The following is a 23487-nucleotide window of genomic DNA, read 5'->3' as shown; positions in this document are numbered from 1 at the left end:
CCTTTCCATTTCTTTAACAGTAGATTTATATCCTTCATGAGCATGGCTCAGGTTTTGGCGTACCATATTTCCGCTTTATTTCACTATATTTGCTGTTTTGGCTGCGCAATAGATCCAGCATTTCACACCTGAACGCATGGTTGCAGCAACACGCTGATAGTCATCCACCTCGTAATCGTCAGCTTGTTTTAGTTCGTCGTCAGTAATTTCAAATACCGTGCCTTGAACGCCTTCCGATGAGGCTGTTGACTCAACTAAAATGGGGTGAATGTCCTTTTGGCTAGCTGCTATTACCGCAGCATCGGTGATCTTCACTTGTGCTACTTTATAGCCGTCTAGGATATCTGGTGTTCCCGTTAGTAACCTACCAAAAGTCTCAAGTTGTACTTGTTCTTGTTGTAATGTGCCGTATGAAAAAAGTAGGGGCATAGTCGGTTCTCAAATTTGATAGCTCAGTTAACACGATCCACCGACAATCAAAAGATGTCGGTGAATGCATACTAGTGCTTTTCAATTTCGGAAACAAGTGTTGGCTATTTATCCGATGTTGAGGTTATTTGCTCCGATAATTTTAGCTGAGATCATCTACTGTGATCAGTCCAAGTATAAGAGAATAAATCAACAGGTTTACCTTGGTCTGGTTGGGTGTAGTCACAAACACCATCCGGGAAGGCGTTCTTGAGTTCCTCTAAATATGGCGACATATCTATTTCACCATACATTCCCATTTCTATGGCGTCTTGGACCGAGGTTAATTGGCACTTGAAGATATCGCCACTCCAATTTCCGCCAGCTTGAATACGACTGGTGCTAAACATCGGATAGCTTGCAGAGCACAGCCCTTGAGGTTGCTTGTTCCAAGCACCATCATAAACCTTTGCGCCTGCCGCAATCACCTCACCGAGGTTATTAAAACAGGTATCGGTGAGCATTTGGGGTTTAGCCTCAGAGACAGTCAACGTTGGATTATTATTCAAATTCATCAGCCATTGATCCATCGCTTCAAAGGCGAGCTGTGTAGGGTTGTAGTCTTTATGTGCCACCCAAATGACATGATTGTTACTATGCCCATTGGCCTGTTGCAGGCGTAAACGAGAATAAAACGATGCAGACATATGATGCATATCTAGCTCATTTTCCAGATAATGGCGGGCATCAATAATCGGCAAATCAACAGTACCAATAAAGACCTGACCGGAGCGATACGCTTGACGCATAGCTTGAATGCTACCTTCGTGACGAGGTGCAACACCATCAACAGGCTCGGTGATATTGTGATTACCCCAAAGCGTTAACCAAAGCGGTAATTTATTACCGAATGGCAGCGCAATTTCTTCTTGTTGCATCTGTTGTTGCGGTTTCCAGCTGCCGACTTTTTTGTTGATATCTAAAAATTCATCAATGGTGATTTGTTGCTGTTTCAGAGCTTCAAGACCGTATTGCACGCCGACATTGTCCCACGTGCTTAATCCCATACCGTGTTGATCGGTTCCAAATACGTGTTGCATGTCTTGCCAATAACTCCAATGAGTTTGCTCAACCACGGGCTCTGTGAAAAAGGCGCGTAAAAATCCCTGTCTTGGGTTATTGATAAAGGTAGATAAGCCAAAGTAGCCATTGATGCACTCACTATTGCCATCAGGAAAGCTAGGTACAAAGCCTGCCATTAACTGATTGAGAGGCTGAAGGAATCCAGCCCGTTGTGGAAAGTCATTGACGGCGTTCATGCCCTCTAGATGACGTCTGCGGGTCCAGTCGTGCCACGCTTTTTTGTCATCGGCTCTAAAGGTGAAGTAATTATTGAGCAAGTCACAATCCAACGCATAAGTGGTTTGAGTGACCATGTCGGGGTAACTATAAAGCGGGATTAAACCGTCCAAAATACCAGTGCTATTTTGGGCAATTAAGTATTGCGCCAAGCCACCACCCGAACCTCCTACGCCAACGGTGTAGAGCGGTTCACCGTATAAACTAGTAAACTGCTTTTTGACTCGTCGTGCGGTGTCTTCTGCAAGCAGCATATTGTAGGTGTAGCTGGTTTTGTTACCGCTGGAACTTATCACCGCATAGCCATGCTGTAATTGCTCAAGTTGACGTGTAATGACTCGTTTTGCTGATTGGCGGCCTTGTCGATAGCCAATGCCAGAACCACCGTTAAATTGGTAGATTAGCCTTTTGTTCCATTGTGATTGCGCTAGTCTATCGCCAATTTCATTCGCAGCAATTGGCATCACCAAGGTGTAGATAAATCGATTTATCGTACCTTGCTCAACCCGGAAAATGAGTTCCGGTGTCATATTGCGTATCAGGCGGCGCAATGACTCGGTTGACGACGCTTTTACGACTTGACCAGCGTCGTTTTGGTAGTAATAGTCAATTCGTGTTGGTGTTGAACAATCTTTACTGTAACCGATAATTTGCTCACCAGCGTAAACTGCTACGCCATCACCATCTTGGTTATCGACCACAGGTTGTCCAAGCCCAGATTCTCTGGTCATACAGTAAAAAGGATATTGATTAGGGCCAGAATACAGGTTTTGCGTGGGTCCAACCTGACCGATTTTAATGGGGAAAGGAAATGGATCTTGAGGACGTTGCACCTTAGAAATATGAGGATAAAAATTTAAGGTTAAATTGTATTCAGACTTTGCAACTTGTTGAACTGCATAACGTTTGTTCTCATCTTGAGGAGAAAGCCAAAGCCAAAGTGCGATGCTAATTGTTGCAACAATTAAGATGGATATAACACGATACGTCATGGCATAACCCTAAACTATTCTCGATACTTTAAGTTTAGGAGCTGGCGATTTTCGCGTTGTTATTTGATTGTTATTTGTTATTTAATGGCCGTCTAAAATCCAATCTCGTTGAACGTGATATGGTTTTACCGGCGTCAAAACATAGAATTTTAACTTGCTATTAACTTGGCGTTATGTGTTTTCTTGGCGGTGTAAATAATGTTCAATCAGTGTGGGATTAAAGTTCAAACTGCTTGTGGATTTGTTGGATGGTTTCTGGTTTTACCGTTTTTAAATACTGTTCGATCGGAACGACGAAATCCTCACGGCCTTTCTTGAACCCCATGTACTGCTTTTCAGAATGCAAAGGAGTGCTGAGCAACTCAACGTTAAGCTGGTGGCTGCGGATCATCTCACTAGCCCAAATTTTATCGACTAAAATGGCATCGACTCGGTGATTGTCGAGCACACTAAAAAACTTAATACCATCACCATGATTTTCTTCGTAATAAGAACGCTTAATCAGTAGAAACTTGAGTTTGTTGAGTTTTTTTACTACTACATCAGGATAAGTATATTCTTCAGAAATCATTAATTTGGGACTTTGTAGGCGAATAATTTCCCCTAGCGTTTTAAACCGTCCGCGTTTTACAGCAAAAGCCAGCTGCCAAGTGGTAAATGAAACACTCACGGTCGGCAAGTCGTCTGATTTATCAACATGCAAGGTAAAATCAAATTCGTTGTTTTGCACCCCAGATAAACATCGTCGATATGGCCGCTCATAAAACGACAACGCATAAGGCGAATTACCCAACGCGGTTTTGATGATTTCGACTTCGATGCCCGTTGGCAGCTTATTGTCATCAACGAAGCTATATGGCCACCACCTTTCAAAACAAATGCGAATTTGGGGCATTGCGGCGCTGTCGTTGGCCTGACACATGGCAGTAAAGGTGAATAAAAATATTAGTAACAGCTTCATTGTAATGGCTTTTCGTCTTTGTTGGTTGTTTTTTAATCTTCTTAAATAATAGCAGGCGCTGTTAGGGCCTGTTGATCTTTCAAGTTTGTTTTTGTAGCAGTTTAATTGGCATTTATGCAAGGCAGAATAAAATGTCTGCGTAGGTCAACAAACGCGATTTACTCTCATTTAAAGTGCGTTTGTTTTGTGCTTTTGTTATGCTCCTGTGCAGCAAATTTTAGATTGGAAAAAATATGGAACTAACTACTTGGCTTAGTTTAGCGGCAATCTGTGCAATGGGTGCGATGTCTCCGGGGCCGAGTCTTGCTGTGGTGTTGAGATACAGCCTTTTTCACAGTGCTTTGCATGGGATCGTTGCTAGTTTATCGCATGGATTAGGGGTAGGAATTTACGCCAGCTTGGCGATATTAGGGTTATCCAGCTTAATTAATCAATTTCCTTTATTGTATCAAATTATGGTATACGGCGGTGCTGCATATTTAGCTTGGATTGGCTACAAGGTATTAAGTAGTAAAAGCGAAGGGTTACAGGTTTCACAACTCAACGAGGCGACGTCGTATTGGCAAGCTGCTCGAGATGGGTTTGCCATCGCGTTTTTAAACCCAAAACTGGCGATATTCTTTGTGGCACTGTTCTCACAATTTATTGATCCAGAAGCGATGACACTAAGCATCGGCATCATTATGTGTGTAACGGTATTAGTCATTGATTCAACTTGGTATTTCGTCGTGTCGGTGTTAAGTGCCTCGGCCAGAGAACGCTTTGATCTTACCGCCAAAAGAACACTGATTGACAAACTGTTAGGTGTCGCGTTTTTACTGTTAGCAGCGCGTGTGTTGTACCAAGCGATTAGTGGTTAATTGCTTTGAGCATAAATAAGCAGCTTGAGTAAACAAACTGCTTATTTTTGCTTTTCAACATAATGATGGAGGATAAAGGCCTTAAGTCGTTGTGTATCGGGTTCATCCAAGGTAAAAGTAATTTCTAGCTGAAGATCTGAGACGACGGTTAAGCTTTCGATATTGGCAAAAAGTGGTTTACCTTCATTGATTTTTATTTTAGCGATCCTGGTAAGCAAACGGCTTTTCAGAGCTTCTGCTTTAAATGGAAAAGTGGCAATTACGCCCCCTGATTGAGAAATAGTCGTCATTGAAAAGGGCATAAACTGATTGCCTATGCGAATAAAAACGGGCGTACAAGGGCAGGTATGCCAACTCGTGTGGGACAACTCCTTCGCTTCGACAATGTTTGGTGCATCCAGTTCCAGAGACAATAGCGAGGTCAGTGTTTGCAAGTTATGCAGTGGAAACTCCAATACCTCATGGTTGCTTTTTGCGACCAGCGAAAATTGACCATCCTCTGATAAACGTTTTAGCAGTTGTCGAATTTCACCGTAGGTATCCCATTCGATTTCATCATTACCTTGATCTGAGGTTGTCACTTCAAATTCGGCATTGGCTAAAATTCGCTGAATAAAGTGCAACTCTTCCTTTGTCAGTTTCATATCAGGTACTTCCATTACGATTGAACAAGCTTTGCTCAGCAATAATAAGGCCAACCAGATAAACAAAGGTTGTGCTTGCTGCTGGTTATGACTCTGGACGAACATCAAAGCTTCACAAAGTGCAACTGGGTGGCAAAAGATTGCCGATACGGCAATCTTGCTGTTTAGAAATATGCAACGTAAAGCAAGCTATTTCTCTATACCAATATCAATCGCAATGTTGCGTTTGTACGACCTCAGGGCTTTAAATATGCGCCCTTGGTATGACTGCGACAGCAACGTTCCTCAATCCCATCATTTATATATCTGCACCTAGGGCCTGTTGATCTTTGCTGTTTGATTTTTGTTCCCCTCAGTGGGTTTTGAGCGCGGCGCTCGACTTGCCGCCTAGTAATCTAAGTAAAAGTTGAGCAACAATGCACAAAGCGCACTGAGGTGAACCCGAAGGGCAGCGCTTGATTGGCTTTTCTACTACGTAATCGCCTGACTTACATAGAATAACTATGCTACGTAGGCTCTGCCTTGTACAAATGCCAATCAAACTGCTGCAAAAACAAACTTGAAAGATCAACAGGCCCTACAATAGAAAACTTTAATGGAATGATGGTTGCTTACTAAAAGCCTTGGTATCGAGACTGCATAAGTGGATTATTTGGATGGCAACAATATTTAGCGAGTTTTCATTAGCATCGAAAAAGTTTGAACTAGGACCAGACAATCATCCGCATCAAGCTCCGAGCGACTCAAAGTTCGGGCAACAATACCAGGCGCTACAACAGCCTGTTGTGCCAGACTTAGAAGAATCTAATGAACAAGACAAGCAAGTACATTTTGCCGATGTTAAACTTAAACTGGGAGCCGATATTACTAACTTAGTTGCCGATATTGAGTTTTCCAGCGAGCGAGAAAAAGTACTTACTGAGCTAGCTGCGCTATTATGGCATGTGATGGATAGTCAGTTACCGACTGAAATTAATAAGCAGGATGCTTCTCAAGTCATGTTGTTCAATGGCTTAGGGCTGGACTTTTTGGCATATAAGGAGCTCACCGAACGGCTGGAATTGTTGTCTTTACTCGAACAAGGTGTTAACGCGCAACAGAGCCTTACGAGTTCAGATAAAGAAAGCACCAGAAGCATGATAGCGAGTCTTAGAACAATCATCGAAAAGCAACAAAGTGCCATGTTGGCGGGACAAGGAGCAAAGCACCCCGACCTAGAACGAAAGCATTACAAGGCGGAATTAGAGTCTTGGTTTGGTGGCTTAGGTTTTGACTCGGATATGCCTGTAATGGGACTTACGAATGAGTAAACCTCCAGCAAAAAAAGCGCTACTCACTTATTAGACAACCCTTGTTAACACACTAGATTTTGAAAATCGCAAAGGTTTGTTGATCCATTTCTATAGCAATTTCCGTAATGGCTAAATGTTAACAATATTGCCGGCAAGTTGTTCAACTGAATAACTGAAGTATCCATATCGATGAAGCTCGAATTCAATAACACACAGCTTCACGCATGGGTATTTTCTATTTGGACGAACCTTCGAAAATGGGAGACGATCATGAGTAAGGTTACTCTATCGTTAGTAGCTTGTTTAAGCCTTTCACTGCTATCTGGATGTTCAGATAGCGATAACAACGTAACGGTCAATCAACCCCCTGTGGTAGAAACGACTACCACGATTGCAGATGTTGCAGCTGACAACGAAAGCTTCTCTACCTTGCTAGCTGCGCTACAGGCCACTGGGTTAGATCAGGTGCTAGATGACCCTTCCAAAAAATTTACGGTATTTGCTCCGACCAACGCGGCTTTTGCAGCATTAGGGGAAGGGGCCGTGGCAAGCTTATTAGAGCAACCCGAAGTACTCACCGATATTCTGACTTATCATGTACTTGAAGGCGAAGTGGACGCTCAAGCCGCGTTGAGTAGCGCGGGGTCAACCGTAGAAATGGTTAATGGTGACAAGCTAGCATTGTCGTTTAATGGCGAGTCCCTGCAGCTTAACGGTGTAACCGTGACATCTACCGATTTAAAAACAGACAACGGGATCATCCACGTTATCGACGCCGTGTTGATGCCGCCTGAAGATGCAGATCCTGTCGCGACCAACATCGCAGAAACAGCGGTTGCAGCGGGCTCATTCAATACGCTTGTATCGCTATTACAATTAACCGGACTAGATGCCGTGGTGGCAGATGACAGTAAAAAATTCACTGTCTTTGCACCAACCGACGAAGCGTTTGCGAAAATAGACGCAACCACATTAAAAGTGCTCGCAAACAATCCTGAAGTACTTAAACAGATACTGCTACAACACGTTGTTGTGGGAGAGGTTGACTCAATCACGGCCTATAGTCTTGCTGGCAACAGCGCTGAGACGGCATCCGGTGCAGACGTGGCAATTAACATCGACACCGAAATGGATCGTTTGATGTTCGGCAACGCCAACATTATCGACACAGATATTGTTACCAGTAACGGTATCATTCATGTAATTGACTCTGTGGTTATTGGGGATGTTGAGTTGCCACAAGCGCTTGGCTCCATCGTTGGTGTAGCAACCAATGCGGGCAGTTTTAATACCTTAATTGCCGCACTACAGGCCACCGGTCTCGATACGACTTTGGCTGATATTAACAGTGACTTTACGGTATTTGCACCAACCGACGCCGCTTTCGCAGCATTAGGTGACGACACCATTAACGCACTACTGCAAGACACAGAAACACTCAGCAATATCTTGTTGTACCACGTTATCGCATCGCAAAAAGTGCAGTCTGATGCAGCAGTAAGTCTAGCTTCTTCAAGCAATAACCAAGTTGAAATGGCCAATGGCAGCATGGCAACACTCACCCTAAGCGATGGCAAACTGATGATAGACGGCGCTACCATCACCACCGCAGACGTGATGGCCGACAACGGTGTAATTCATGTGATAGACGCGGTAATAACACCTAGCGAATAAATTCCTTCGTTCCTTTGACTAGCCCAAAGCGCAGCAACTAAGCTGCGCTTTTTTTGATTTTTGGCTGGTTAATTAACGCCTTGCATGGATTGAGTTATCGTTTTGCACTCGCGCCGATACCCACAAGTAGCCACTTGCCGCTGGATTTCGACCACACTTGCATGCCGCCGCCTTCAGCGGTGAAAGGTGAGCCATCTTTTAAAATCACTGTTTGTTGATACTCGTTGACTAAAATAGCGGTGTTTTCGTCTATCACTGAAACTTTGACGTTTGTAAAAGTGAGGGATTCTACTTTTTCTAAAGCGCTAAAGCTTGGATCTATCAGTGCTTTTAATTCAGAGGCTGAGTTCCAATTGCTACCATCGGCATTTAAGCCGACGAATTTTTCTTGATCAATAAATTCAAAGTACTGGGCGCTGTTTAATGTTTTAGAGGCAGCAACAAGCCCTTGAAAAGCGGTAGTGACTTGTTGTTCTATATCTGTTTTATGTTGTTCAGTAATGGTCATTGTCTTAGTGCAGCTTGTAATTAGTAAACCAGCAAAAGTGATTGCTAAGGTGTGTTTGATAAATTGTGTTGTAATCGTCTTATTCCTAAATATGGTGTTGTCAGTTATCTAACGGTTTTTGTGATTTATAGTTCTAAGGACATTGCCAGCTTTTCAATGCCATGAGCAGGCGTCCAGCGTTTAAATTCACTAAAACCATGTTTTTCATATAAATTAATGGCAGGCGTGTTAGTCGTTGCGGTTTCAACGATGGCTGAAGTATCATTGGATGCTAAAAACTAAGCGCCGTCTTAATTTTTGATTACCAAAACCCCTATACGCAGCTGAGGTTAATTACTTGAGTCTAAAATCAAAACCAAGCAACGATACCAGCAATAAACATCGTCAATAATCCCATTAAACTAATTGCGAAAGCAATGGAGCGAAGTAGCTTAAAGTTTAAATAATAAAATATCATATGGCCCATGCGTCCGAGCAAGTATACCGAGGAACCGATGTTTAACCACTGTGGATTGGCGGAAGACAACAGCGCAAACGCGACGAATAAAATAAATATCGCAACGCTTTCATTGGTATTGGCTAACGCTCTTGAGGCGCGAAAAAGAAACGTATTATGGTTTGCTGGGATTGGATGTCCCGGAATGTGTTTTGCCTTAATACTGGCAATGTCGATAACCGCTAGTTGGATAAATGCGAGCAATCCTATTAAGCCGATAACTAACACTGTGATTTTATACGTTTCAATAAGTTCCATTCAAAGATTCCTTGATACATAATTTTGGTATGGTTTAACAGCGATAAGTTGTTGAGCTGGACAACTGGAGTCTTTATGAAATGACCTCACATATTTCCATTTCCCTGCTGTTTATTCATTCAGAAAAAGTCTGTACCCATTACAGCTATGTTATTTAATTTCCGTAAATAACCGTTCCTTTACTAGAGCGTGTTGATCTTTGCTGTTTGGTTTTTGCTCCCCACAGTGGGTTTTGAGCGCGGCGCTCGACTTGCCGCCTAGTAATCTAAGCAAAAGTTGAGCAACAATGCACAAAGCGCACCGAGTTGAACCCGAAGGGCAGCGCTTGATTGGCATTTCTACTGCGTAATCGCCTGACTCACATAGAATCCTATGCTACTCAGGCTCAGCCTTGTATAAATGCCAAGCAACTGCTGCAAAAACAAACTTGAAAGATCAACACGCTCTACAGAATTAGAATTTATTGTATATACGTTCAGCTCAATATATTTTTATAATCATTACAATACACTGATAATAAAGCGTGAAAAGACGACGCGGGGGTGGCTATGGAAAAAGTTATTAAATTTTTACTTTCAACTGTGATTGTTATTGTGGTGTTTGTTATTTCAGCCAGCGCTGCAGGAGTATTGGCGGATATAGCAGGGCTTTGGAAAAAGCCGATTATTGGTGGCGTTGCCGCGGCGTGTGTGGTGATTAGTGCTTATATTTCGGCGCCAACCTATAAGTTGATTGCGGCAACGATATGGCTGTGTGTTGGTGCGATTGCGGCTTGGGTGCTCTCAACGGTGTTTATGTATGCAGAGGACCAAGCCACGCAACTGCCTCTGTACATCACCTATGCAAGTGGAGCGATAGCGTTATTGCTGTGTTTTGTATGGCATAAAAAGTGTTCCTTAAAACCCAATGTTAATTAGTCTGAGGTTTACACCTACTTGATTTTTAATGATAAATAGATGACTATCCAAAACATAATACGCCCTGTTTCATTGTCATCATCAGGAATTGTATGAAGTACCCAGCGCCTTTAAATTCAGGTAGCACCATTGCCATCACGGCTTTTTCAGCGGGTGTGCCTGAGGCATTGCACCCGCGCTTAGATATTGCAATTGCTTACCTTAAGCGGTTGGGATTTATGGTTAAGTTAGGTCGTTGTCTAAAGCAAAATCATAACTATGTGAGTGCCAGTGTTGATGAACGAGTGGCTGAGCTTATGGCAGTGCTACTTAATGATAGCAATGATGCCATTATGGCACCTTGGGGTGGGGCTATCGGTATGGATTTATTGGATAAGTTGGACTGGCAGCAACTAGCGCAGGCAAAACCCAAGTGGATAATTGGCTTTTCTGATATCAGTACCTTACTCACTGCTGTGACTAATAAGCTTGGCTGGGCGACGGCACATGGCACAAACTTGATGCAACTTTGTGCGGCACAGCATGACCCACTAACAAGCCAACTGTTTGCCTATTTGAGCACTGAAAAAGGCGACGCGTTTACGCAACTTGCGGCGACCCACAAAGAATCTGCACCTTTGGACTTTGTTAGTTCGCCACAAGCAGGTTTTACCTTGGGTGAGGTAAGCCAATGGAGGGCGCTTGATGAAACAGCGCAACCTATTCAGTTTGAAGGGCGCTTACTGGGCGGATGTTTGGATATTCATATGTTGCTGGCGGGCAGCGAGTTTTTTGATTTGGAGCGATTTGCTGCCATTTACCCAAATGAAAAAGTGATTTTGTACTTAGAAAATGGTGAGCTAACCCCTGCGGCGTACTTCCGAGCATTACAAAGCGTTAAATTAAGAGGCTGGTTACGCTATTTGTCTGGGATACTCATTGGCCGAAATCCAGTACCGCAGGCAACCGACAGCGACTGGACACACCTTGATGCCTTGCACCATGCATTTTCAGACAGTGATATTCCTGTTTTATATGATGTAGACATTGGCCATGTTGCGCCAAACCTTACCTTAATTAATGGCGCCATCGCGCATGTTAAACATGATCTGACCCAGTCTTCAATTACTCAGAGGTTAGCGTAATGATTGAAATTAAACCGGGGACATTAGAGGAAATGTTAGCGATAGAATCCGCCATTCCTGAGTTTAGCAACCCAAAACAGCGTGCTGATTTGGAAGCGAGGTTAACGAATCGTCGGTTTCTATTATTAGTTGCCTACGAAGACAGCCAGCCCGTTGGTTATAAGTTGGGTTATGAACTTAACGACAACGAGTTTTATAGTTGGCTTGGTGCGGTGTTGTCTAGCCATCGCGGTAAGGGATTAGCAAAGCAGATGCTTGTTGAGCAAGAACGTTGGTGCCGGGCGCAGGGATATCATGCCATCCGTGTTAAATCGATGAACCGTTTTAAAAACATGCTGTTGATGCTGATCAGTAATAATTATCGAATAGTCGAGTGTGAAGCTGTGGTCGCGCGGAACGACCACAAGATTCACTTTTATAAATCGCTAATTTGACTTCAGCAATTGAGGTTAAATTAGCTCACTTTGCGCTGAGAAAAGAACAGCGCGGCCATCATAATACTGCTACCGACGGCCAGCTGAACTAAGTCGGCTTGTCGATTCCAAATAAGTACGTTGACCAGTATTCCAGCTGGGATCAGTAAATTGTTCATCACCGCCAACTCACCCACCGAAACTCTAGTTGTGCCAACATTCCACGCAAAATAACCGAGTCCAGAGGCAATCAATCCCAAGTATACAATCACGCCCCATTGTAATGGTGAAGACGGGAGCGCAGTATGATTACCCAACAGCAAAAACGCGACGCTCAGTACAAGGCTTGCGCCAATAAAGAAATACCCAAATGCTTGATGATGCGTAAAGGTATAACGGTTACTCAAACGCTTATAGCACACCTGACCAATTGCAAAACACAGATTTGCACCTTGTACTAACAGTGCGCCAACCCAAAAATCTTCGCTGAGGCTGGTGTAGCGGATAGTGATGGCGCCAACAGTGGCAAGTGCGGCAGAGGTTAAAAAAGAAGCGTGAAAACGACGGCTCACTATATCGTTAAACAGCGTAATATAAATCGGTGTCATAACCGTAAACAATAACACTTCTGGAACCGACAAATACAAAAATGAATGGTAGTAAAAACCATACATTGCACCGATTTGCACAGCACCAATTGCCATCAATTTACCAGCCAGCGACACCTTGACAGTTCGCCATTTTAATATAGGAAGAAACACCAAAGCGGCCAGCACGGTTCTGGACGCGGCGCTAAACCAAGGGTCAACTTGGCCGGCTAAATAGACCCCAATGAGAGAAAAAGAAAACGCCCATAGCGCGGTGACAAACCAAAGTAATGCCATAACAACTCAAAAATAGACAAAAGTGTAACTAGTTTATCACGAGCGATAGAAATAGTGACTGTTCGAAAATAACGATGTTATTGATCTTTATTATGTGATTTTAATTTAGTAACGGTGGGATATACTGATTTCGATTTCACAGTACATCCCTTCAATTTTACCCATGATGTGTTTGGCCGCCGCTGCGGCCTTTTTTCTTTTTGTACCTTGATACCAAGCCCGTTACTTAATTTTGCGATGACGTTCGTCTCTTGTTGGATGGCACGGCTTCGCCGTTTATCCAACCTACATGGAATTGTCGTGTGTAGGTCGGTATAAGCGCAGCGCCATCCGACGTTTTAATCGAAGAAGTCTATTTATAATTAATCTTTTTAAACGCGTCGTACACCGCCAAGTGTAGCGTGTCGCCATGATCTAGTTGTTCAAAGTAAGCAAACTCTAATTGCGCTTTGTCTTTAAGTTTTTCACTGACTTTATCGTGGAGTTGTTTGGCTACGCGCTCCATTAGCTCACCCTCTTTACCTACGCCAATATACACAGATTTCGGTATGCTTGTTGGAGTAAACTCGCGAGCCAGTAACGATTCGTCATCCCACCATAAACTTGGGCTGATGATGACATAATGGTTAAACAATTCTGTGTGATGGTATAAAATTTCACTGGCGAGCAAGCCACCGAGAGATTGACCAATGATGGTGCGGGTATCATTTGTGCGGTAATGACTTTCAATGAGCGGTTGCAATTCTTCACCTAAAAAGCGGATAAATGGTTTTGCACCGCCGTGGGTTGGTAAATCGCGTTTATCGAGGGCATTATTACTGACGGTGGTGAAGTCGTGTTTTCTGTCTTGATTAGTAATTCCAACCACAATACTTTGCGGTAACATTTTTAGCCAAGGAAAATTCGCAAACTGAACCAATCCAGCGATATGAATAAAATCCTCGTCCTTGGACCCATCGAGTAAATAAATCACCGGGAAACTTTGTTGACCATTCTCTTTATACCCTATGGGTAAATAGATATTCACCGAACGACTCTGTTTAAGGATCTGAGACTCGAAAGTCAGCGTAGTGGCAAACTCAAATGGTGTGCGACTGATCTCTCCTTTGGCAAGGGCTGGCGAACTCATCAGCGTAAGAATTAAAAATAAAATGGGCTTATTCATCTTGCGAATCCTTTAAGTGAAAAATAAGTAAACAAAATGCTACTTTTATTTTTTTGATAACAAGGTGGTTGCGTTAAAATAGTTTGTGTTGATCTAGGTACGATGTGAACACACAGACTTTTATATTGAAGAGTTGTCTGGACTGACTACTTACTCTTATTACCATTCAACATAGCGACTATCGATGTTATCGAACAATCTGTATTGTTTTAGGAAAAAATGTAACGCATCTGCTTGATTTTGGAAATTCATGAAGTAGAATGCCTGTTACAGTTTGTAAAATTTAAGTAACTTAAAATTGCAACCTAATCATATTCAACTATAACCGATATCAAACAAAAGGATTGAGTGGTGAGTCGTTACGATAATTACTGCACCGGGGAGGATTTGCGCCGTATGCGCATTGCGGCTGGAAAAACCACCCAACAAATGGCCGATTTGGTGGGAATTTCTCGTCAAACCTACGAAAACTACGAAAACGATATTGGTAAATTTTCTTACGCCTATTTTCAAGTATGGTGTGATCACTGTGGTATCAACCTTAATCCCATCCGAGAGCAGTTTAAAGCACTGAGAACAATCATAGATGATTCAAAGCTTTGGAGAAAAAGCCCGACCCCAAGGAAAGAAAAAGGGGAGGTGAAATAATGGCTTCAACTTCTTTTGATATTGTTAATGATAAAAGCTGGTTTAAAAATTCATTTAACGAGCTGTTTTCATCTGTACCTGTACACGCTAAAGTAGCATTAACGCTTACCCATCGGTGCTCAGTTAGAAAGAGGAATTTATAATGCTATTCAATATTTTAAATGTAGTTAACGATTTTTTTACCATTAAGCATAAAAAAAACCATAAGCAGAAATCACTGTTGCTTGAATTGGATAGCGAAGACTCCACTTCATCGCAAAAATTACTTAATGCTGTGGTTGGTGGGAGTTTAGGTTGGCAAATTCCACGATATCAATCTACAAATGTGACACCTTCTAATGGTTCTGTTGCACAAGAGCTTTCTAAAAAGGAAGTGAATAAAGTGTTTGGAGGGAGTGCTGGTGTGTTACATCCACGAGGTCAAGCAGTGGCAACGATACCTGTGCCACCCTCTGTCTATACAGTAGTGACTAGTGGATCAAGCGTTGAAGGTACAGAGTCTTCAACGCATTGCAAGAAACATGAGGGGAAAGGATGAAACCGTCATCACTAATTTTATTATTTAGTATAGTGTTAGCTTCTATTTTTGCTGTGCTTCATTACAGCTCTGCGAATCTTTTGTATGCATTATTTCTGCTGATTATGCTTATTGCATTTACTTCAGTTAAAGGTCAGGAGAACTTAAAACAAATTACGATTTGGATATTTTTGGTTACTGCTATCGAATATGCAGGGTTTGGTCTGTTAACTAGCCTTTATGAAACTGGCACACCATCTTATATTACAAATGCTTGTATTATGACTCTGCATTTAGCTATTGATATCTCAACATTGCTGTTTATTAAATATCGCGTCAGAGTTTCGTTAAAGTTTATAAACTTTTTTGGTGTCAAAGATTGGCGTTCTATTTATCCAACCTTTGCGGATTATATTATTTATGGTATCTGTCTTGCGTTTATCGCCGTCGATTTGGCGGCACTTGCAGAGCATGTCATTGTGTATATGGATAAGTTTTTTGGCGTTGCTCCCGAAGTCGCACAGCAATTTAAAAATTGGGATTTGGTCTATAACAGCTATCCAATTATTAAGTCGTTGCTGTACTCGTCTATGATTGCAACCATTGTCGCGACTGCGATTGCGGAGTACAGCAAGCGTATGCCGGAAGTTGATGATGAACAGGTAGCAGAATAACAAAGCAACTGATGTTCATTACCTTTATAAAGCCTGCCCCGTGCAGGCTTTGTTGTATTGATGGGAAGCCGTAGGTCGGTATAAGCGCAGCGCCATCCGACGTGGTAATCTGGTATAATTCGGCCCGCTGAGAGCGGGCCTAAATGCTGGGTTACTGTATTTGGCCTCGCAACTCACCGCTTGGGTTAGCTGGGGTATGTACGTTGACATAGTGTCCGCCACTGGCAAGTACCGCAAAAATTTCAGCGGTTAGCGCTGCATCGGTTGGCGCCACCCAACGATTCGCGTCGTTTTCGTCTTGCGCTAGTGTAAGCAATACCGGGCCGTTCTCTCCGGCCACGCCAGTATGAATATGAGCCGCCGTTGCGTCGGCCACACCGCTAGTCAACACTTGTAGTTCCAAACCAAAATTAGTGCGATTTACCAATGCATATCCACTACCCGAGGCGGTTGTGGTTACAGCCGGTACTTCTTGTGCTCCGCTGAGCGGAAAAGCGACCAAGGTAAAATTCTCGGTTAGGATCTGACCGCGTAGTTCACCGCTTGAGTTAGCTGGGGTATGGACGTTGACATAGTGACCACCAGAGGCAAGCACGGCAAAAATATCTGCATTGATCATGGTGTTTTGCGGCGTCATCCAGACGTTCATATCATCCGCGCTTTGTTCAAGGGCAACAAGCACATCGCCATTGCTACCAATGCGACCAGTGTGAATATGCGCCGCTGTTGCATCTGCTACGCCTGAAGTTACCACACGTAGCTCAACGCTATAATCATCGGTATTGACTAACGCGTAGCCATCGCCTGAGGCCATAGTCGAAACCGCAGGTACTTCTTGCGCCCCGGATAGGTCAAATGTCGCTACCGCGAAGTTGTCGGTTAAGATTTGCCCCCTGATCTCGCCATTGGGAAGCGCTGGGGTGTGTACGTTAACGTAGTGCCCACCAGACAGCAGTGTAGTTAAGGTTGCTTCGTCAATCATGGTGCCTTCTGGCGTTACCCAGTCAGTCATCACTTCATCGTCTTGTTCAAGTACCACTAGCACACTGCCATTGGCGCCAAATCTACCGGTATGAATATGTGCGGCGGTCGCATCATCGATACCAGAAGTTACTGCGCGTAGATAAAGCTCTCCGTTGGTGCTGTCATAAGATGCGTAACCATCGCCCATCGCATCTGACTGGTTCATCGGAACTTGTTGGGAACCATTGAGTTTGAAGGTGATAATACTGGTAGTGTCCGGTACAATTTGCGCACGCAGCTCACCATTAGGAAAGCTTTGTGTGTGTAAGTTAATGTACCAATCGCCATCAAGCATATCCGCTATCAAAGCTTCGGTTAAATCCGTTATTGGAATGGTGACTTGATTGTCGCTAGCAGCTTCGAAAGCAAAAGCGACTTCGCCGTTTTCACCTAAATCACCATCATGAATGTGTGCAGCACTAAAACCTTCTACATCGCTATAGTCCAATGTTGCTCTAAACTGCATTAGATTTTCATCCAATTCAACGTTTGCTGTTGCAGTTTGCATAGAGCTGTTCATTGGCACTTCTTGTTTACCCGTTAAAGTAAGCTCGAAGGTTTTAGTCGCTGAAAACTCTGGGGTTGGTGTTGGAGGTGTTACTGTGTTGTTGTCGTCACTATCACTGCACGCCATAAGCAGCATGAGGCTAGCACTTAATATAAACTTTTTCATTACACTCTTCCTAAAGATTGGGTTAAAAAGGATGATAAAAAATCATCCATTGCCAACCTTACGAAGGTGATTGCTCAAAAGTTCACCGAAAACACAAAAAAACTCAACGTTGTGCTTATTGTACCTAATAAGTACGCTGCTCAAGTGTGACCGCACAGGCTAAAAAACGAGTGTTTCGAGCAAGTCTACGGTTTCTGTTCCACCAGCTTGAATCGCTCCACCCATTAAATAAACCTGGTTGTTTACTGCCACAGCACCTAAGCCGTGGCGTGTGGTAGTCATTGTAAACGCTTCTGTTCGCCAGCTGTCACTATTTAGGTCGTAGCTCCAAATTGAGTCAAATGCCCTAGCATCAATAAGCTTGGTACCAGACTTCGTGTGCTGATAACTATATTGTTCTCCACCAAAAACGTACATGCGGCCGTTATGATAGACACACGCAAGGCCCGCACTGGCTTTGGGCATAGGCGCTAGATTGCGCCAGCGATCTTCTTTAGGATCGTAGCACTGAAGGGTGGTTAGATTTTGGTTATGCTGACTAAATTGCCGTCCGCCTACAATATAAAGTAAACCATTATGTACCACTGAAGCTGCAGAGTTACGAGCGATATCCAGCGGTGCGCCTTGGTACCAGCGACCTTTGTCGTAAACCCAGTGTGCGCTGGTATCAGTTAGCTGGTTCTGGGTATTTAAGGTCCGCCCGCCAATAACGTGAATTGTGTCGTTAATGCATCCGTAGACTGATTCTGCTTGCGCAATGGGTAAGGCTTCGACTTCATGCCACGCGGTTAGCTGCTCATTGCTCCTATAAACATTTGCCCGTACTTGCCAAGGATTTTGTCTATCGGCATAAAACCCGCCAATGCCATAAAGCTTATTTTGGCAGGTAACCAGCCCAAGGTGATGCCTTGCTTCTGGTAAATCTGCGCCTTTGCTCCAGCTGTTTTGGATTGGATCATACAGATGTAAATCGGTTGTTGGGGCAAGGTGACCAAACGGTGCATCGGGTTCATTGGTGCTTTGCAGCCCGCCAGCTATACAAATTTTGTCTTGAAAAACGGTTGGATAGATTTCTTGCATAGCGTTTGGCATTGCTTTTCGGCGGCGCCAAGTGGGGGAAGATGGCCGCAAATAGGTAATAGCTGGCAATGAGCACGCTGTGGCTGCTAAACAAAGTCCGCCTAAAGCAAATTGAGATAGAAAAGTTCTACGCTGCATTCAATGTATCCTTAATATTAACTTTTTAACTCAGGCTTGGAGAATCGTTTTGAAAGCTGTTGTTAGATTAAAAGCTAAAGCTCGCATGCAGGGATGATATTACTCATTTATCCAAAGCTGAGATTAATAACGACCGGATATCTACAAGATTCTTTCAATTGTGTTTTGTATCAGCGTGAGAAGCTGAGTTTATAAATCAGCGTTTAGTATTAGTTACAAATTATAATAGAGTAAATCAATGTCCCGCGTCATTATGCCCTCACCTCAAACGAGATATGTCTAAATAAGGGAAAAACTTGACTCATACAGTGATAAATTTGTTTTTATACATAATTTATTCATATTTTATTCGTTAACTGTGTTCACACTACAAGCAGATTTAAAGTGAATACTAATAAGTAAGTAGTAATTGCGAAGCTGCCCACGATAAAACCAAAAAATGGATTAGAGTATGAAAAAACAACACTGGCTACCGCTTTATTATTGAGCCTCTTTCCTATTGGACAGCCGAAGGCTTTTTCCTCTAGCGATTTAGGCGCCAAGTTAGCTGAAAACGTGGTTAACGCGATCCTTGGTGAAGCGGGCAATAAAATAATGGGTGAAATCTTTGGCACTGGCCCAAAACCTCTGACCAAAGAAGAAGTAGCAGATATTATCAATAGCGCTTTTGAAAAGGCGACTTCGCAAGATATCACTGAAAAACGCATCGCGTTGGCAAACAAAATTAGATTGTATAAATCGGGTAATTACGATCAGGCTTGGGAAATAATGAATGATGCCGGAGACTTACAAGCATTGGTCGAGTCACACATCAGCAAGGGCAACTCAACCGTTGCAATACCTGCTTATGTGGCTGCATGGAATGCGCGATTGGCATTTGCCGCAGAAGCGTATCGGATCACCCAAGACCCTCATGACAAACATCAAGTTGCTATCGAAGCGCTGCATGGCCTGACATACCTAAATTCATATTTGCGTGAAGACTTTCGCGATACCATTCGTGGCAGCAATCCATGTATCCAGAAATCTCCAGCAACTAAGTTGCGCCTTAATGGTGCGGTTGGTTATAACTTGTCCGAGAAAGACGTCGATATCTCAACGCAATATTGCTACGGTAACGGCAGAGTAGTTAAAACCCAACAGGGTGCTGCGATGGCTAAGGCTTATCACCACGCAAGTGACAGCCAAGTGGTTAATTTGGGCGGTGCTTGGTACATGCGTACAACTGACATGGGCAAAGCGCTACATGAAGACCTGTGGCTTTTTGCGGGTCGTAAGTCCAGTACTGGCAACGAATATTTTCTGGAACAAAGTCGCTCTGAGGAATACGCATACATCCGCAGAAATCAGTACATCATTAATCACTATCCACAAGAGTTAGGTAATTTACATAATAATATTCTTGGCTGGGTCGATATTGTAAAAGCCACCCAAAATACCGCAACATCCCAGTTTGATTCCGCCTTAAAGTATGCAATTAAGTTGGGCGTGGGTTGGAACACGTTGAAGCAGCGCTACCCCAACAGTGATGTTCATAATATCTCTGCATTTGCACTAGGTAGCTTCGAAAGTCGTGGTGAGACACGACCAATCTTAGATTAGTTAAAACCATGTTGATGCAGCGGATTTAGTTCGCTGCATTTTTTACAGTTAGTTAGAAAACTCGTCATAGCAGAATAAAAATATGAATATAAGTTTGTGGCCCAGCGTAAAGGGTTGCCTGATAATTAACATGATATTTTTACTTGGTGCCTGTGCTTCAAGCACTGTGAATGAAAGTGTTAGTAGTCGATATTCGGTGGGTAGCTTAGAAGTGGTTGCAAAAAGTGCCGAGCAACAAATCGTGGTTTTTCAAGGTGAAAATGCCAAGCAAAAGTATTGTGTATCCCCTGCGCCAGATGCCGTTGCAACCCGCAGTGAAGGGTTTTCTGTCACGGTACCAAAAACAGGCTTGGGTGAAGCCGATAATGTCGGCGCCGATATGCTCGGTGGGCGAAATCCGACTACGCTTATATCGCGGTCACTGTTATATCGCACCTGCGAGCTTTCTTTAAACCAACAATTAAGTAAAGAAGAAGCGCTTGCTTTATATCGCGACACACTTGAGACAATTACAAAAATTGCCGCGTCAGCCCTTGGTACCGGAACCTCGGGAGCACAAGCAAATACAGCAATCAAACAGGTTCCTAATGAAGCCAACAATAAGGCGTCGACGCAAACCACAAGCTCCAGCGAGGAGCAATCGACATCGGATGACTCATCGGCCTTCTAAATTAACCACGGGTGTGGATAAATGAATTTGCCCAATAATGCTATTTTGTCCTCGCTCCTCTTTGCTTTTACCTGTAATTAGCCTGCTATTACAGCGTAAAAATGGCCTTTATATTGAACAAAATCTCATTAGAAAAATGAGAATCATCACGGGCTATTAAATCTCTACACTTTCAAAACACTTACTCGCAGCTGAGGTTAATCATGCCGAAAAGCTTTGACTTTTGTCTTTCATTCGCGTGAGTTTTTTCTAAAACTAGTACCGCTTTATTTTCAGTTTTACTTTAAAAGTATAAATTTCATGTTTACATAAAGGGTACTTTTGGTTACTCTGTTGTTGGTTTTTTGAGGCTGAAAGGTTATCAAATTATCAAATTATCAAATTATCAAATTATCAAAATAAGGATGTAAGATGTCAAAAATAAAAGTATATGTAACTTTGATAGCATTTGCAGCTTCAGTACCAGTTTTTGCTGATTCTACGACAAAGATAGATGGGAAAACATTTCAATGCACTAATGCGTGCTCTATTAACTCAGGACCTCCGATGACAGTGGAAGATTGTTGTGGTGGTACTGTATCACAGCCTCAGAGAGAGCCGATCACGGTACACTAATCTGGTAAAGCCATGTGTAGATTTGTAATGCATGGCTTTACTAATAAAGGGAGTTTAAAATGAGAAATAAATTAATTATCGGGTGTTCATTATTATTTGTTGCTGCTTTTATTATTTATCTAAATACTGATATTGGTGTTAATAGTAATAATGTTGCTAAGTCTAATTTGGAAGCCTCGAAACCAAAAGGGAATGGAGAAGGCTTAAAAGCTGATAAAAAAGACAAAAAGCTAATATTGGCTAAAGATCTTCTTCCTAATTCCAAAAAGGTAGATAAAAATAACAATAAAATTGAAAAGACTGACTCTGTAACCTTTTATGATTTGGAGAATAATCAAGGATTAGATGAGAATATAGCTGTGACATTAATGGCGAAAAGGAATTTTCCCGAGATGGTAAATACTCTTGAGAAAGTTGAACCGGTATCTTTTGAAAAGGAAGCATTTTTTCTTTCTAAAATGCAAAACTTAATTGAGAATAAAAGTCTTAATTTAACTTTTGATACGTTCAACTGCAGCGATAGTGTTTGCGCAGCCTCAGTTATTTATGAAAACGAAGAACAAGCGGATCAGTTTATTCAAAGCTTTATTTCCGAAACAGCAGATCGTCCAGTTAGTATTGCTGTCCAGCCTGTCTTAATTGACGGTTATAAAGAATTAAGGTTTGTATTTAATCACGTATCAGCAAAAATATTAGTCTTTTGATAGCTGTGGTGAACCTGTTGATACACTCATAGTGTTCAGAGCATAGCCTGTCTGATAAGTGAATGAACTAGCAAGCAACGCGCAGGGGGAATGATATATCTACGCCCCTTCATAGTGACTCAACCAATCGGTAGGCTCAGCTTTGCACAACACCCGCTGGTATCGTTTCTATTGTGTAAGCTTAAGCGACCTAAATACGCTTCGGCAATTTGTTGGCATAGCACTAAACCTATCCCTGAGCCATGTTTTTTGGTGCTGTAAAATGGCACAAATAAATTTTCACTATTACTAATCCCCACGCCGTTATCACAAATACTGAGGGTTAATTGGGCTTGCTCAATTTGCCAATCAATCGTGATCTCAGTTGAACGACCTTGCGACTGGGCGGACTCATCAGCATTTTTAAACAGATTGATGAGCAGCTGCTCAATTTGCACGGGATCGATGCTGAGCGTGATGTCTGTATTCGGGATTATGGTAAATTGGCAATGGCTAAACGGTTTTTGGCAATCATTAAGCAGTTTTTTTAGCTCGTATGGCTGCTTGTTAGGCTCGGGTAAGCGGGCTAACTGATTGTAGCCTTCGATAAAGTGACCTAAGTTAGTCGCTCGCTCATGGACAAATGTGAGGTTATCAACGAGGTTAGCCTTAATGGCAAAGTCAGGTTGTTTAGATACCAACTTTGCTAATGTTTGTGAAATCGACGCGATGGGAGACAGTGAATTGTTGATCTCATGACTCATCACTCTTACCAAACGTTGCCATGCCAAACGCTCTTCGTTGCGAAGCAATGCATGAACATCATTTAAAAAGATTAAGGTATAAGCATTGCCTTCGCTCATATATTGTTGGGTATGTAAATTAAAGCGTCGAGTTTGTCCCTCTACGGGTAGCTCAATCAGTTGGCTTTGACCAGCAGGTAAGCTTTGCAACGGCTCTAGAATATTTGTTAATGGCTTTGCAATATGCGAATCATTGATTGAAAACAGCTTGCCAGCAGCAAGGTTAAACAGTTGAATTTTTTGTTCACTATCCACCGCCAAAATGGCGATGTCGATATTTTCAAGAATAGTTTGCACGAGCTGTTGGCTTTCTGCCGACTGCCAACGTTGTTGGCTTAAGCGAACGCCAAGGCGGTTAATGGCGTTGAAAAGCGGTGCTAGTTCGTTTTCGTGCTCAGTTGCACAG

The 23487-nt window shown here is 42.8% G+C and carries 23 protein-coding genes and 1 pseudogene; 12 read left to right on the top strand and 12 right to left on the bottom strand.

Annotated elements, in window-relative coordinates:
* Nucleotides 1–75: 75 nt before the first annotated feature.
* From ACSLBF_RS18750 to ACSLBF_RS18740, 3 genes are all read right to left on the bottom strand, one after another.
* Complete coding sequence (locus ACSLBF_RS18750) at nucleotides 76–429, bottom strand: gamma-glutamylcyclotransferase family protein (RefSeq protein ID WP_440056920.1); 354 nt, start codon at nucleotides 427–429, stop codon at nucleotides 76–78.
* A gap of 152 nt (nucleotides 430–581) precedes the next feature.
* Entirely contained in the window at nucleotides 582–2759 is a 2178-nt protein-coding gene (locus tag ACSLBF_RS18745) for a DUF6351 family protein (protein WP_440056919.1), read from the bottom strand.
* 217 nt (nucleotides 2760–2976) lie between these two features.
* Nucleotides 2977–3720: a substrate-binding periplasmic protein gene (locus ACSLBF_RS18740; protein ID WP_440056918.1), complete on the bottom strand. Its 744-nt coding sequence runs from the start codon at nucleotides 3718–3720 to the stop codon at nucleotides 2977–2979.
* A gap of 233 nt (nucleotides 3721–3953) precedes the next feature.
* Between ACSLBF_RS18740 and ACSLBF_RS18735 the strand changes: the two genes are divergently transcribed.
* A complete protein-coding gene (locus ACSLBF_RS18735) occupies nucleotides 3954–4580 on the top strand; it encodes a LysE family translocator (RefSeq protein ID WP_440056917.1) in 627 nt (208 codons plus the stop codon).
* A gap of 41 nt (nucleotides 4581–4621) precedes the next feature.
* Here the strand turns inward: ACSLBF_RS18735 and ACSLBF_RS18730 are convergent, their stop codons facing one another.
* Entirely contained in the window at nucleotides 4622–5224 is a 603-nt protein-coding gene (locus tag ACSLBF_RS18730) for a hypothetical protein (RefSeq protein WP_440056916.1), read from the bottom strand.
* A gap of 656 nt (nucleotides 5225–5880) precedes the next feature.
* Between ACSLBF_RS18730 and ACSLBF_RS18725 the strand changes: the two genes are divergently transcribed.
* A complete protein-coding gene (locus tag ACSLBF_RS18725; RefSeq protein WP_440056915.1) occupies nucleotides 5881–6534 on the top strand; it encodes a hypothetical protein in 654 nt (217 codons plus the stop codon).
* A gap of 252 nt (nucleotides 6535–6786) precedes the next feature.
* Nucleotides 6787–8190 (top strand): fasciclin domain-containing protein, encoded by a 1404-nt coding sequence (locus ACSLBF_RS18720; RefSeq protein WP_440056914.1) that lies wholly within the window; start codon nucleotides 6787–6789, stop codon nucleotides 8188–8190.
* Between the two features lie 94 nt (nucleotides 8191–8284).
* Here ACSLBF_RS18720 and ACSLBF_RS18715 read toward each other — a convergent pair whose 3' ends face one another.
* The 3 genes and pseudogenes from ACSLBF_RS18715 to ACSLBF_RS18705 form a co-directional block, all read right to left on the bottom strand.
* Nucleotides 8285–8698 carry a nuclear transport factor 2 family protein gene (locus tag ACSLBF_RS18715; protein WP_440056913.1) on the bottom strand — a complete coding sequence of 138 codons (414 nt, stop codon included), beginning with the start codon at nucleotides 8696–8698 and terminating at the stop codon, nucleotides 8285–8287.
* Between the two features lie 125 nt (nucleotides 8699–8823).
* Nucleotides 8824–8958: pseudogene (locus ACSLBF_RS18710) on the bottom strand (GNAT family N-acetyltransferase); the annotation flags it as partial.
* An 89-nt stretch (nucleotides 8959–9047) separates the two neighbouring features.
* A complete protein-coding gene (locus ACSLBF_RS18705) occupies nucleotides 9048–9452 on the bottom strand; it encodes an MAPEG family protein (protein ID WP_440056912.1) in 405 nt (134 codons plus the stop codon).
* 548 nt (nucleotides 9453–10000) lie between these two features.
* On the opposite strand from ACSLBF_RS18705, the gene ACSLBF_RS18700 reads away from it, so the two are divergent.
* The 3 genes from ACSLBF_RS18700 to ACSLBF_RS18690 all read left to right on the top strand — a co-directional run bounded on the left by ACSLBF_RS18700 (nucleotide 10001) and on the right by ACSLBF_RS18690 (nucleotide 11927).
* Nucleotides 10001–10369 carry a hypothetical protein gene (locus tag ACSLBF_RS18700; protein ID WP_440056911.1) on the top strand — a complete coding sequence of 123 codons (369 nt, stop codon included), beginning with the start codon at nucleotides 10001–10003 and terminating at the stop codon, nucleotides 10367–10369.
* Between the two features lie 92 nt (nucleotides 10370–10461).
* Complete coding sequence (locus ACSLBF_RS18695) at nucleotides 10462–11493, top strand: S66 family peptidase (RefSeq protein ID WP_440056910.1); 1032 nt, start codon at nucleotides 10462–10464, stop codon at nucleotides 11491–11493.
* The gene (locus ACSLBF_RS18690) at nucleotides 11493–11927 is read left to right on the top strand and encodes an N-acetyltransferase family protein (protein WP_440056909.1); all 435 of its coding nucleotides are present in this window, start codon (nucleotides 11493–11495) and stop codon (nucleotides 11925–11927) included. Before ACSLBF_RS18695 ends, ACSLBF_RS18690 begins: the two co-directional genes overlap by 1 nt.
* 20 nt (nucleotides 11928–11947) lie before the next feature.
* On the opposite strand, the gene ACSLBF_RS18685 is transcribed toward ACSLBF_RS18690, so the two are convergent.
* Nucleotides 11948–12790, bottom strand: coding sequence for a DMT family transporter (locus tag ACSLBF_RS18685; RefSeq protein ID WP_440056908.1), 843 nt, complete (start codon nucleotides 12788–12790; stop codon nucleotides 11948–11950).
* A gap of 352 nt (nucleotides 12791–13142) precedes the next feature.
* Nucleotides 13143–13955 (bottom strand): alpha/beta hydrolase, encoded by an 813-nt coding sequence (locus tag ACSLBF_RS18680; RefSeq protein ID WP_440056907.1) that lies wholly within the window; start codon nucleotides 13953–13955, stop codon nucleotides 13143–13145.
* 396 nt (nucleotides 13956–14351) lie between these two features.
* Between ACSLBF_RS18680 and ACSLBF_RS18675 the strand changes: the two genes are divergently transcribed.
* The 3 genes from ACSLBF_RS18675 to ACSLBF_RS18665 all read left to right on the top strand — a co-directional run bounded on the left by ACSLBF_RS18675 (nucleotide 14352) and on the right by ACSLBF_RS18665 (nucleotide 15794).
* Complete coding sequence (locus ACSLBF_RS18675) at nucleotides 14352–14603, top strand: helix-turn-helix transcriptional regulator (RefSeq protein ID WP_440057041.1); 252 nt, start codon at nucleotides 14352–14354, stop codon at nucleotides 14601–14603.
* 142 nt (nucleotides 14604–14745) lie between these two features.
* The gene (locus ACSLBF_RS18670) at nucleotides 14746–15141 is read left to right on the top strand and encodes a hypothetical protein (RefSeq protein ID WP_440056906.1); all 396 of its coding nucleotides are present in this window, start codon (nucleotides 14746–14748) and stop codon (nucleotides 15139–15141) included.
* Nucleotides 15138–15794 carry a hypothetical protein gene (locus tag ACSLBF_RS18665; RefSeq protein ID WP_440056905.1) on the top strand — a complete coding sequence of 219 codons (657 nt, stop codon included), beginning with the start codon at nucleotides 15138–15140 and terminating at the stop codon, nucleotides 15792–15794. Before ACSLBF_RS18670 ends, ACSLBF_RS18665 begins: the two co-directional genes overlap by 4 nt.
* 151 nt (nucleotides 15795–15945) lie before the next feature.
* Here the strand turns inward: ACSLBF_RS18665 and ACSLBF_RS18660 are convergent, their stop codons facing one another.
* Together ACSLBF_RS18660 and ACSLBF_RS18655 are read right to left on the bottom strand one after the other, a co-directional pair.
* The gene (locus ACSLBF_RS18660; protein ID WP_440056904.1) at nucleotides 15946–17490 is read right to left on the bottom strand and encodes a CHRD domain-containing protein; all 1545 of its coding nucleotides are present in this window, start codon (nucleotides 17488–17490) and stop codon (nucleotides 15946–15948) included.
* A gap of 159 nt (nucleotides 17491–17649) precedes the next feature.
* Nucleotides 17650–18708, bottom strand: coding sequence for a Kelch repeat-containing protein (locus ACSLBF_RS18655; RefSeq protein WP_440056903.1), 1059 nt, complete (start codon nucleotides 18706–18708; stop codon nucleotides 17650–17652).
* A gap of 555 nt (nucleotides 18709–19263) precedes the next feature.
* Here ACSLBF_RS18655 and ACSLBF_RS18650 point away from each other — a divergent pair.
* From ACSLBF_RS18650 to ACSLBF_RS18640, 3 genes are all read left to right on the top strand, one after another.
* Nucleotides 19264–20310, top strand: coding sequence for a hypothetical protein (locus tag ACSLBF_RS18650; RefSeq protein WP_440056902.1), 1047 nt, complete (start codon nucleotides 19264–19266; stop codon nucleotides 20308–20310).
* Nucleotides 20311–20440: 130 nt separating this feature from the next.
* Nucleotides 20441–20980 (top strand): hypothetical protein, encoded by a 540-nt coding sequence (locus ACSLBF_RS18645; RefSeq protein ID WP_440056901.1) that lies wholly within the window; start codon nucleotides 20441–20443, stop codon nucleotides 20978–20980.
* Between the two features lie 674 nt (nucleotides 20981–21654).
* The gene (locus tag ACSLBF_RS18640; RefSeq protein ID WP_440056900.1) at nucleotides 21655–22299 is read left to right on the top strand and encodes a hypothetical protein; all 645 of its coding nucleotides are present in this window, start codon (nucleotides 21655–21657) and stop codon (nucleotides 22297–22299) included.
* Between the two features lie 119 nt (nucleotides 22300–22418).
* Here the strand turns inward: ACSLBF_RS18640 and ACSLBF_RS18635 are convergent, their stop codons facing one another.
* Nucleotides 22419–23378, bottom strand: coding sequence for a sensor histidine kinase (locus tag ACSLBF_RS18635; protein WP_440056899.1), 960 nt, complete (start codon nucleotides 23376–23378; stop codon nucleotides 22419–22421).
* Between the last annotated feature and the right edge of the window lie 109 nt (nucleotides 23379–23487).

Source organism: Pseudoalteromonas sp. T1lg65, from assembly GCF_051930985.1.
In the GTDB taxonomy this organism is placed as follows: domain Bacteria; phylum Pseudomonadota; class Gammaproteobacteria; order Enterobacterales; family Alteromonadaceae; genus Pseudoalteromonas.
The sequence above is the reverse complement of the archived record's forward strand: the minus strand, read 5'-3'. Positions and strand labels throughout refer to the sequence as shown.